The following is a 10,967-nucleotide window of genomic DNA, read 5'->3' as shown; positions in this document are numbered from 1 at the left end:
TCTGACTTCTTTGAATAAATTATATTTAAGAATCCCTATATGTACGAATGTAGCTCAGTTGGTTAGCGCGCTACCTACTCTCTATGCCCACGCCGAAATCGGTGGTTCGAATTCACTCAGTCGTACCAAATTTATTCTGACTTCTTTGAATAAATTATATTTAAGAATCCCTATTTGTACGACTGTAACTCAGTTGGTTAGCCCGCTACCCACCTTAAATCCTAACTAATACTGCAAACACCCGCAGTGTTTATAAATTCGTTTAAACAAAAACGCCCTCGTATTACTTATTTATTAATGCAGTTTGTTATTTAAAGCCAAATTAAGCCATTACTTAAAGGCGATAATTTTGTTTGATTTATATACTATTTGTTTACAATTTGATTATAATCGCTTAGTGGGTTTTTAAAGTGAGTTTAGGTATGGTGCGGGTTGGTATATTAACAGTATTCTTTTTCTGTGCTTTGTTTAGCCCGCTAGCATATGCTTATACACTTAATAACAACATTACCCTAGAGGATGATAACCTGTGGCGCCCTGTCATAGCATTCAATACGTCTCCTTCTGCACAGCAAGTAATTACATCTTATAAAAACGCTAGTGAAACGAGTAACCTGCTCGGTAAAAGTGGCGCTGTAATAACAAAAATTGCGCTAAATAACCCCACCACTGGAGATTGGTATGTGTTGCCGCAAGCCAATTTTATCGACGTTGGTTTAGCCTATTGGCAAACCGAACAGGGGGATATAGTTAAGCTTGCTGATTTTTCGCAGTCTCACGTTAATCAACCGGCTATTTTAATGCATGGACAAGCATTTAAACTGCCCTTCTATGCGCCAAGCAGTGGCTATTTATGGATATATTTAGAAGCCAAACACTATCCAACGCCGGTTGATTTAAGTATTTTAAGCGAAGGTGCATTTTTGCATCATCAGTTTTATATAAACTCATTAAGCCTTATTGCTATTTCTATCATGCTCACTTTAGCAATGATGGCCTTTGTAATGTTTTTAAGAGTAAAGCAAAAAGTGGCCTTGTTTTGTGCTGGGTATGTCGGTTTGCACGGTCTTGGTTGGGCGTTTGCTTCGGGCGCTGTAAATACAATTTATGCCAGCCCCTCTATTAATAAACATTACTTAGGTATTTATTTATTTGCCTTTGCTGTAAGTTGCGCAGCAGCATTTACCTACTACCTGTTTAACTTCGATAAAGAAAAAGCCAATAAGCTTGGGAGTGCTTTAAAGTACTTTACCGTTAGCGCATTTGTATGCGGTATCTGCAGCCTATTAATGCCCTTTTATTTAGTGTTTTATATCGCGCACTTTTTAGCAGCCGTATGGGTTATGCTTAGCTTAACCACCGGGTTTGCCATGCTTAGCCTGAACGATTTTAGAGCCAAGTATTTTTTATTTGGAAATATGCTCTATAGCCTGTCATTAGTAGTATACGTTGCGTTTCATTTTGATTTAATAAATGCGACCTCATCAGAAATACTTGTGCTGTTAGCCTTAGCAATAGATTGTGTGTGTATTGTGCTGTCTTTGTCTGAGTGGCTAAAGTTAAAACAGCATGAATTTAGTACCTTGTTACATGAATCTCGCTTTGATCCTCTAACCCAAGTAGGCAACCGACTACTATTAAATGATGAGCTGATTAAACTTGCACACAGTGCTTACATCATTGTGTTTATAGATTGTGATGGAATAAAAAAAATAAACGATGCGCTTGGTCACGCCAAAGGTGATGCGTTTTTAATAAATGCAGCAAAATTAATGACACAGCATCTACCGCAAGACGGCACCGTATTTAGAACCGGGGGCGATGAATTTATTTGGTTATGTAAAGTCAAAAACAAATCACACCTTCCCCAACTAAAAACCACACTTACCCAAAAGCTCACCGCATTACATCGCACTATTCAGCAGCAATGGCCACAATCCGGTATTAGTTATGGCATAGCATCTAGCGATGAGTGCCAAAGCCATACCGAGTGTTTAACCTTAGCGGATCAGCGCATGTATAACTTAAAATCAGCCCATAAACTTAAAGCAAGTTAAGCTAATAACCTTCTCAACCACCTTTTTCGCCACTTACCGCCTTTTATTTTACTCGAAGCCTCTGCTAGGTACGCTCATGTATTCGCCAATAACTTCATGCACGTGTGTCGCCCTTTGATCGTGCGCATGAAATTTATTAAACAGTGTAATAGTACAAAACAAACAAGAACAAAGTTATAATGGCGCTAATTTGTCAGGCGAATAAAGCTATAAATAACACGATTAAATTACACCAATAGGAGTTGTACATGGAACATATTATTTCGGGCGTGGCTAAGTTTCAAAAAGAAGTTTACCCATCAAAAAAAGCAGCGTTTCAAAAACTAGCCAATGGTCAAAACCCAGAAGTGTTATTTATCACCTGTGCCGACTCGCGTATCGATCCTAACTTAGTGACTCAAACTGAACCCGGTGAATTATTCATTTGTCGTAACGCGGGCAATATTATCCCGCCACATAGTAATCAAACCGGCGGTATGACAGCCTCAATTGAATTTGCGGTGGCTGCACTGGGCGTATCGCACATTATTATTTGTGGACACTCGGATTGTGGCGCAATGAAGGGCGCTATAAATACTGAAGGTTTATCAAGCTTACCGCACGTTAAAGAGTGGCTTGGCCACAGCCGCGTAGCAACTGAAGTTGTAAAAGAAAAATGCGGTTGCGCAGAGCTAAACAATAACGACCACCTAGGCTTAGTAATTGAAGAAAACGTAGTACAACAACTACAGCATATAAAAACACACCCTGCTGTGGCTGCAAAAATTGCAACTGGTCAAGTTAAGCTACACGGCTGGGTATATGATATAGAATCTGCAGAAATTAAAACCTACGATGAAGCAACGGGCAGCTTTAAACCTGTTGAAGATACCGATGTAGAAACCCTAGCAAAACAAAGCAAGTAAAGCCGCTTTACAGTATTAATGCACTTAGTGTTAATTTCATCTCATAATAACACTAAGTGCATTTTTTATTTATAGCCTAAACACTTACCCCTCGTTATTAGTTAACGGCACACATGCACTTTTATTGACTAAGCATCACATTGTAGCCTCATTTTGTGCACTCCCATAGTGCTAGCACCGCACCAAAACAACTCAAATATGCGTAAGTAAAACCATTTAAAAGTAATGTAGCCATTAAAAAACAAACACTTATAAAAATGGCCGTGTTTTTGCTTATATGATAACCATACCGTTCGTTATTAAAACGACACACATTTAGGTTGTTATGACCACAGGCAAAGAAGCCCGCTCGCAGTTGCATTAATTTGTAACTGTGGCGGGCTTTTTTGTTTTTAAATTAAACCGTCATTGAGGGGATACCAATGCAAACACCAACAAAAATACTCATTATTGGTAATGGGATGGTTGGGCACCATTTTGTAGAGCAAATGCGCCAAAGCGACGCTAACGCGCACATTACCGTACTGTGTGGAGAAGTAAATTTAGCTTATGACCGTGTTTACTTATCCAGCGTGTTTGATGGTAAAACAGCCGCCGATTTAGCCCTAACCACCTTTGATAATTATCAGCAGTTAAATATAAATGTGCATACTAACCAGTGGGTTAATGAAATAGATAAAAAAAACAAGGTAGTTAGCACTCAAACCGGTGATAAATTTAGTTACGATAAACTTATTTTAGCAACAGGCTCGTACCCGTTTGTGCCGCCAATTAAAGGGAATGACCAACCCCATTGCTTGGTTTACCGTACCCTAGAAGATTTAGAGCAAATAAAAGCTAGCGCTGCACAAAGTAAAAGTGGCGTAGTGATAGGTGGCGGCTTATTAGGGCTTGAAGCAGCCAATGCAATTAAGCAACTTGGACTTGATACTCATGTAGTTGAGTTTGCACCCCAACTTATGGCGGTACAACTTGATGAACAAGGTGGTACGCTGTTAAAAAACAAAATTGAAAAACTGGGCGTGAGTGTGCATACCGCTAAAGCCACCAGCGAAATAGTAAAAGGCGAAACGAGCCGTTACAGATTAAATTTTTCAGATGACACGTTTTTAGAAACCGACTTAATTTTGTTCTCGGCCGGTATTCGCCCATACGATGAGCTTGGCAAAGTAGCCGAACTTGAATTAGGGCAACGTGGCGGCATTGTAATAAATAACCAATGCCAAACATCAAACCCTGATATATATGCTATTGGCGAATGTGCCTTATGGGACAAAAAGCTTTTTGGTCTAGTTGCTCCGGGTTATAACATGGCTCGCGTGGTTGCAAGCCAACTTACAGGCGGCGAACTTGAGTTTTTAGGCGCCGATATGAGCACAAAATTAAAACTACTCGGGGTAGAGGTAGGCTCAATTGGCGATGCCCACGCTAAAACCCCCGATTGCAAAGAGCTAATTTATCAAGATCCTATTCGTGATTGTTATAAAAAAATTATTTTAAATGAGGCAGGCAACAAGTTATTAGGCGCAGTGCTTGTTGGCGATACTAGCGATTACGACACACTGTTGCAGTACATGTTAAACGACATGGTATTACCCGCACACCCTGAGTGCCTCATTTTACCTGATAGCGAAGGAGCACCTGTTTTAGCGGGAAATGCCCTGCCCGATACTGCTACTATTTGTTCGTGTCACAATGTAAGCAAAGGCGACATTGTGGGTGCAATTGATGGCGGCTCATGCGATTTATCTGCAGTTAAAGCTTGTACCAAAGCCGCCAGCGGCTGTGGTGGTTGTGCCGCATTATTAAAATCGGTAGTCGACAGTGAACTTCAAAGCCGTGGGGTTGAAGTTAACAACCATGTGTGTGAACACTTTGCTTTTTCGCGCCAAGAGTTACTGCATTTAGTAAAAGTAGAAAGCATTAAAACTTTTGATGATTTGCTCGCTAAACATGGCAGCGGTCATCACGGCTGTGAAATATGCAAACCTGCAGTGGCCTCTATTTTAGCTTCAACGTGGAATGAGTTTATTTTAGAACCCGCTCATGTTGGCCTGCAAGACACCAACGACACTTACCTTGCAAATATGCAAAAAGATGGCTCTTACTCTGTCGTTCCCCGTATAGCGGGTGGCGAAATTACCCCCGACAAACTTATCGTTATTGGCCAAGTTGCCAAAGACTTTAACCTGTACTGTAAAGTAACCGGTGGGCAGCGTATCGACTTATTTGGCGCACGCCTTGAAGAGCTCCCTATTATTTGGGAAAGACTTATTGCAGCCGGTTTTGAAACCGGTCACGCTTATGGTAAATCGCTCAGAACTGTTAAATCGTGCGTTGGCAGTACGTGGTGTCGCTATGGCGTTCAAGACAGTGTTGGCCACGCGATTGCGATTGAAAACCGCTACAAAGGTTTACGCGCCCCGCATAAATTTAAAATGGCCGTATCGGGTTGTACTCGCGAATGCGCTGAGGCACAAAGCAAAGATATAGGCGTAATAGCAACCGAAAATGGCTGGAACTTATACGTATGTGGAAATGGCGGTATGCGCCCGCGCCATGCTGATTTATTTGCTACCGATTTAGATACCGAAACACTCATTAAATACATTGACCGCGTGATCATGTTTTACATTAAAACCGCCGATAAACTGCAGCGCACCTCAGTGTGGATGGAAAATTTAGAGGGCGGATTAGATTATTTAAAAAGCGTAGTAATAGACGACAGCCTAGGTATTTGCCATGAGCTTGAAACCCAAATGGCGCTTATAACTAAAACTTACGCCTGCGAATGGAAAAAAGCAGTCGAAAGTCCAGAGGCCTCAAAACGGTTCCGCCAATTTATTAATAGCCCAGATGCCGATAGCAATATTTTATTTGTACAAGAGCGCAACCAAATTCGCCCCGCCACTGACTCTGAAAAACGTAACCAGCAAAATTCGACAAACCGTATCCCCGTAATGGAAATTGAGCAGGAGCAAGCTGATGTATTGGCATAAAATTGGAACAACCGACGACCTAGTTGCTAATAGTGGCGTATGCGCATTAGTAAACAACCAGCAAGTGGCCATATTTTATGTTCCACAAAATAGTGAGCCTGTGTTAGCCATTAGCAACTACGACCCGATAGGCAAAGCCAATGTACTATCGCGCGGCATTATTGGCTCTATTGATGGAAAGTTAGTAGTGGCCTCCCCTTTGTATAAGCAACATTTTTGTTTAAATACCGGCGAGTGCCTAGAAGCAGAGGCAATACAGCTCCCCGTATTTGAAGCCAAAATAGACAATGGCAATGTCTTTGTTAGCGCTGAGCCAAAAGCCATTACAGCGTTAGCATAAGGAGCAATAAAATGAGTGTTCTTTCGTATTTTTCGGGTATTGACAGCCCATGGCTAAACAAGTTTGTTAATAAACTCACTCAAGATACAAAGCACAAAGCTAAACACAAAAAAAACGGCCACGTGTATTTAATAGGGGCAGGCCCGGGCGATGCTGAGCTTATAACGGTGAAAGCGCAGCGCCTGATTGCAGCAGCCGACGTTGTATTGTACGACAGCCTAGTTAGTGAAGCGCTTTTAAATACACTGCCTAAACATGCGCAGCGAGTGTATGTAGGTAAACGCGCAGGCAAGCACTCTATGCCACAAGCTGCCATTAGTGCCTTATTAGTAAAATACGCACAACAAGGGTTTAAAGTTGTTCGTTTAAAAGGTGGCGATCCGAGTATTTTTGCGCGCATTAATGAAGAAGCCAACGCCCTATCAGAGCACAATATTAATTTTGCTATTGTCCCAGGCGTTACCACCGCGTGTGCAGCCTCGGCTTATACTGGTATACCGCTTACTGCTCGCGATGTGGCCCGAAGTGTTACATTTTTAACGGCGCAATTTGCCGATCCTAATAAACTCCCTAATTGGCACAACTACACCTATGTACAAGGCTCTAACAACCCCACGCTAGTCGTCTATATGGGATTAGGACGTTTAAACGCATTAAGTACTGGTTTGCAATCGGTTGGCTGGCCTAAAACAACCCCTATCGCATTGATAGAAAATGCCACCACCAACCAGCAAAAAATAATAACCAGCACGCTTGGGCAAATTATTAGCGAAAGTGCGGTGCATACATTAACGGGCCCTACGCTAATTATGGTTGGCGAGGTAATAAATCATCAAATGGCTATCAGCCCAGCGTTGCTGCAATGTAGCAACGTATAAATTCCCCCTCTGGTGTTTGCTCTGTGCAGTTTACAGAGTAAACACTTTTTTCCCCTCGTTCATGAAGGGCGCAATCGAGTGCAAAAACAACTATTTTTGCACCAAAAAGGTTTATTCCTGTAATAAGGACAGATAAGTTAAAATGGGAACAAATAACAAGTATGGCTTTAAGCGGCTGTTTTAATTTAATTTTAAATTCAATCGAAAATTTTTTAAATGATTGGAACAGTGGTTGCACTTTATATACAAAAAAGTGTGGAACAAGTCCTATGTTATCGAGCAATCCTCTCACAAAACAGTTTTTATTAGCAGCAAAATACCAAGAAATTCATGCCTTAAAACAGCTTCAAAAAAGCTGTGCATCGCTTACTAAACTGGGCGATTTTATACATCAGTTACAAAAAGAACGCGGCATGAGCAATATTTATTTAGCCTCTAACCGCAAACGTTTTGCTTCGCAGTTAAAACAACAAATTAGCTTAACAGAGCAAACACAAACGCAGTTTTACCACTCAATTAAAACGACCTTTATTACCGATAACGCCGATACGGGCCACACCCGTTTGTACAATTTAATTACCCATAGTTTGCAATCGTTAGAGGCGCTGCCAGAGCTGCGACAACAAATAGCAAATCAAAAAATTACCCCTGTGCATGCAACTCAATCGTATACGCAGCTTATTTCGTGTTTGCTAAATATAATTTTAGAAGCCGCCGATGGCGCAAGCGACCCGCGCGTTACACGATTGCTAGTGGCTTATTTTAATTTTATGCAAGGTAAAGAATACGCCGGACAAGAACGTGCCTGTGGCGCGCAAGCGTTTGCATCAAGTAAGTTTACCATGGAGCAAAAACAACAGCTTGCTCATTTTGTTCAACAACAGCACTACAGCTTTACGTTTTTTAACGAATACGCCGACGAACACGTATTAAAATGCTATCGCTCGTTAACTGATCACCCCGTAAATAAGCAAGTGGATCAGCTACGCGGGCTTTTACAAAATTTAGATGACGAAAATGCGCAGCCGCTTTCTCAGCTTAGTGAGGTGTGGTACGAGGTAACAACAACGCGTATCGATATTATGCACAAAATTGAGCAAAACCTCAGTGACTACCTTATTGACTCTGCAGCAATGCAAATTGCTCAGGCGCAGCGCACTTTAAATTCAAATAAACAGGTTATAAGCAGCCTTGAAGAACAATACATGCCAATGACCGACGGCCAACTCGCGTTTAAACAAAATACCCCCCAAAATACCGCTGCTAATAAACTCAATAGTAATAAAAGCATGTACGACCTAATCATGGAGCAAAGCCAACATATTAAGCAAATAAACCAGGCTTTAGTTGATGCTAAACGGGTAATAACAGAGCAAAAAATAATACATCAGGCAAAGTATATTTTAATAGAGCAGCTAAGCCTTAGCGAAGAGCAAGCTCATAAAAAGTTGCAAAAGCAAGCAATGGACTCGCACTGCTCGCTTTATAATATTGCGCAAAAAATTGTAGAGCTAAGCGATTAAAATCGGGCGTGTGGTTAGCGCCCAAAACCCCTTAAAGTAAGGGTTTTAAAAAGCGGTTTTTACGAGGTAAGTAATAATCGTCGTAATCAAGCGACACAATAATACGCTCTGCTTTGCCAAGTAGTTCGCTGCGGGGGATTAAACCAATAACACGCGAGTCAGCACTGTGGTCGCGGTTATCACCCATTGCTAAATAATAATCTTCAGGAATAGTTATTTTATTAAAACCCGATAGCTGTGAAGGCGTATGTGCAACACGAATCGTGTGTTTGTGGCCATTTAAATCTTCTATTTTATCTAAAGAATCAATATTGCTTTGCAAGTTATTGTATTTAAGTTTAACGCCATTAATTTCTAGCTCGTTGTTATAAAGCGCTACCGTATCGCCTGGCACACCAATTACGCGTTTAATTAACCGGTTATCAGCAGCTTGTGAGTCAAATACAATAATATCGCCTGTTTGTGGGTCGGCTAATTTAACTAAAGGAATATGCGTAAAAGGGATGCGTATATCATAAGCCATTTTATCGGTTAAGATTCTGTCGCCTTCTAATATGGTGGGTTTCATCGAGCCTGTCGGTACTTCATACCAATCGGCAACTGCACTTCTAAACACGCTCATCAGCGCAATAAATAAAATTAACGAACGGTTATTTTTCCAAAATTTATAAAGTGGCTTCATACCTAGTCCCTACCTATCATAAGTAATAGTATGACTAGCTTAATACCAAGCAGTTCAATGAATAATGTAACAAAAAGTGTGGTGATTTTAGGTAGAATTACCAAGGCTTATGCCTTGGTAAGGAGTAATTCGTGAAGCTTATTGCTGGTTTAGCTTGTCTTTCGCTTCTTTTACTTTTTCAAAGTCTAGGCCTAGTTCGTCGGTGGCTTCTTTAATTAAGTGCGGCTGAGTCATCACCACGGCCATTAACTGCTGTAGTTTTTCAGGCGGAATACCAAGCTCTTGTACTAATGCCATTGCCATCATTGGGTTTTGTGTAAAGGCCTCGAACAATGCTTTTACTTTTTCGTCGCTTACATTGTGCTCTTTAAGTATTGCTAGTATTGGGTTCATTTTTAACCTTGTGTGTTTTGTACGTATTTTATATTTACTAAATTATATTAGCTGAGCCATGCATTAACAACGCCAACCCACGCCTCAGTGTTACATTGGGTGGTTATTCTACAAGTAATACCACTTTACCGGCATTTTCATTACGATCTAAAATAGCATGCGCTTCGTTTGCATCGCTCCACGGTAGTGTTTTATACACGTTAAAGTCGTACTTTTTAGTAGCAATATCATTGTAAAAACGGGCAACTAAGTCATCGCGTAATTGGCGTTTAAACTCAATACTACGGTTTCTAAGTGTTGATGCATGAAACGAAATACGTTTGCGTAGTAGCGCTGCAAAATCAACCTCAGCAAAACGCCCATCTAAAAAAGCGAGCATAATAATTTGGCAATCCATGGCAGCAATAGCCGCATTTTTATTTAAATAACTGCCCGATACAGGATCTACAATTGCATTTGCTAAAAGCTCATTTGCTTGCATATATTCTACAAAGTCAGTTGTTTTGTAATTAATGGCATGATCGGCGCCAAGGGCTTTTGCATGCTCGCATTTTTCATCTGAGCCTGCAGTAATAACCACCGTTGCACCTGCACTTTTAGCCATTTGAATCGCCGCACCGCCTACACCACTTGCCCCTGCATGAATAAGCGCTGTTTGGCCTTGTTGTAATTTACCCAGTTCAAAAAGCGCACCAAATGCTGTTAGGTACACTTCGCTAATAGCTGCACCTTCAACCATGGTTAAATCATCTGGCAATACCATTAATTGTTTAGCATCTATGGCAACGTATTCGCTGTAAGCCCCGCCTGCGCACAAGCTAAAAATACGTTTATTAAGCCAGCTTTTATCAACATCAAAACCAAGCTCAACCACTGTGCCTGCGCACTCTAAACCTAAAATGGGGCTATCCCCAGCTGGCGCTGGGTATTTACCTTGGCGCTGCATGCAATCAGCGCGATTTACACCTATGGCAGACACTTTTACTAGCACTTCGTGGCTTTTTAAAACCGGTTTATCGGTTTCACTAAATGCAAGGGTGCCACCCTTATGAGAAATATATTTCATTAATGCTCCGTATTTAGCCTTTTAATTAGGGCCTGATAACCTTTCAGGATTAAAATTTGTTCAATCTAGGGGCCATTTAATCGCGGCGCGAGGTTTGTAACCTAGTGGGCTCGATAACTGCTCC

General features: G+C 41.2%; 9 protein-coding genes. 6 read left to right on the top strand and 3 right to left on the bottom strand.

What is annotated here, in order from left to right; translation table 11 throughout:
* Window positions 1–410 precede the first annotated feature (410 nt).
* The 6 genes from AN390_RS18920 to AN390_RS18885 all read left to right on the top strand — a co-directional run bounded on the left by AN390_RS18920 (window position 411) and on the right by AN390_RS18885 (window position 8,702).
* Complete coding sequence (locus AN390_RS18920; RefSeq protein WP_236695120.1) at window positions 411–2,057, top strand: diguanylate cyclase; 1,647 nt, start codon at window positions 411–413, stop codon at window positions 2,055–2,057.
* A 248-nt stretch (window positions 2,058–2,305) separates the two neighbouring features.
* Window positions 2,306–2,962, top strand: coding sequence for a carbonic anhydrase (locus AN390_RS18915; RefSeq protein WP_055255729.1), 657 nt, complete (start codon window positions 2,306–2,308; stop codon window positions 2,960–2,962).
* Window positions 2,963–3,384: 422 nt separating this feature from the next.
* Window positions 3,385–5,961, top strand: coding sequence for a nitrite reductase large subunit NirB (gene nirB / locus AN390_RS18905; protein ID WP_055255725.1), 2,577 nt, complete (start codon window positions 3,385–3,387; stop codon window positions 5,959–5,961).
* Complete coding sequence (nirD, locus tag AN390_RS18900; protein ID WP_024033472.1) at window positions 5,948–6,301, top strand: nitrite reductase small subunit NirD; 354 nt, start codon at window positions 5,948–5,950, stop codon at window positions 6,299–6,301. Before nirB ends, nirD begins: the two co-directional genes overlap by 14 nt.
* Before the next feature lie 11 nt (window positions 6,302–6,312).
* Window positions 6,313–7,179, top strand: coding sequence for a uroporphyrinogen-III C-methyltransferase (gene cobA, locus AN390_RS18895; protein WP_055255723.1), 867 nt, complete (start codon window positions 6,313–6,315; stop codon window positions 7,177–7,179).
* A gap of 269 nt (window positions 7,180–7,448) precedes the next feature.
* Complete coding sequence (locus AN390_RS18885; protein ID WP_055255719.1) at window positions 7,449–8,702, top strand: nitrate regulatory protein; 1,254 nt, start codon at window positions 7,449–7,451, stop codon at window positions 8,700–8,702.
* 31 nt (window positions 8,703–8,733) lie between these two features.
* Here AN390_RS18885 and lepB read toward each other — a convergent pair whose 3' ends face one another.
* The 3 genes from lepB to AN390_RS18870 all read right to left on the bottom strand — a co-directional run bounded on the left by lepB (window position 8,734) and on the right by AN390_RS18870 (window position 10,843).
* Window positions 8,734–9,384 (bottom strand): signal peptidase I, encoded by a 651-nt coding sequence (gene lepB, locus AN390_RS18880; protein ID WP_004586775.1) that lies wholly within the window; start codon window positions 9,382–9,384, stop codon window positions 8,734–8,736.
* 138 nt (window positions 9,385–9,522) lie between these two features.
* On the bottom strand, window positions 9,523–9,777 hold the full coding sequence (locus AN390_RS18875; protein WP_004586776.1) for a DUF2999 family protein: 255 nt from the start codon (window positions 9,775–9,777) through the stop codon (window positions 9,523–9,525).
* Window positions 9,778–9,880: 103 nt separating this feature from the next.
* The gene (locus AN390_RS18870; protein WP_055255718.1) at window positions 9,881–10,843 is read right to left on the bottom strand and encodes a zinc-binding dehydrogenase; all 963 of its coding nucleotides are present in this window, start codon (window positions 10,841–10,843) and stop codon (window positions 9,881–9,883) included.
* Between the last annotated feature and the right edge of the window lie 124 nt (window positions 10,844–10,967).

This window comes from Pseudoalteromonas sp. P1-11, assembly GCF_001399995.1.
In the GTDB taxonomy this organism is placed as follows: Bacteria; Pseudomonadota; Gammaproteobacteria; order Enterobacterales; family Alteromonadaceae; genus Pseudoalteromonas; species Pseudoalteromonas atlantica.
The sequence above is the reverse complement of the archived record's forward strand: the minus strand, read 5'-3'. Positions and strand labels throughout refer to the sequence as shown.